Annotated in this window: 1 protein-coding gene; it reads left to right on the plus strand. The window is 36.8% G+C overall.

The genetic code is table 11. The annotated features are described in order from the left end of the window. The coding region (locus tag D9603_RS21995; protein ID WP_206644534.1) for a hypothetical protein at positions 1–385 on the plus strand (385 nt) is incomplete at its 5' end. Positions 386–741: the final 356 nt, after the last annotated feature.

Raw genomic sequence — 741 nt, forward strand, 5'->3', positions numbered from 1 at the left:
TTTTTCTGTATTGGTTTTTTTGATAAATAAGCATCGCATTCATACTAAGATTAGTTTAACAAGCGCTACAACGCTGAGTGTTTTGGGTCTTGCTTTCTTACTGCTAGAGTCTTATATCAACTACTCCCAAGCCAGCATGGATGAAGGGTTCGATAACTATTTCTCACTTTTAATTCTGTGTCCTTTTGTTTTCATTACTTTTACGAAAATAAAAGTATCAGGAAACAGTAAAAATATTGCATTGTATTCATCAGCGGTCTACTTTATTCACTCATTCTTTCTTAGCTTGCTAAAAATGTTTACTGATGTTGAAGCAACCATGTTGACCGCTTTATGTATCGGGCTTTCTTTGCTTGCTTCTCACTTTTTTAATTCGAGTAAATAGCAAAGTTAAGTTTATCTTATAAAATGCAGACATCTAAATTCTGTTATTACAGATTTTAGCAGGATAAAACATAAGCTTAGCTAAGCTCTAGCTTAAGTCTCAGGCGCAATGCTAGCCATAGCAGATTTGGTTACTAGCTGCTACATTGTTTCCCAAGTGGAAAGGTTAACATCAAGGAAAATAGATGTGTCACAAGCTGCTTTTTTTATTCTGTATTGTTGCCAGTAGCACAGCCTTTGCGAAGGCTGTGCTTGAGCGTACCATCAAAGAGCGTATTGTTGTTGCAAATACAGTTTCACTGCAAGTGTATCATGTGGCGGGAAGCGATCCGGCTATTGTATTTGAAACTGGCTCTG

The organism is Pseudoalteromonas sp. PS5, from assembly GCF_004103255.1.
Lineage (GTDB): Bacteria > Pseudomonadota > Gammaproteobacteria > Enterobacterales > Alteromonadaceae > Pseudoalteromonas > Pseudoalteromonas peptidolytica.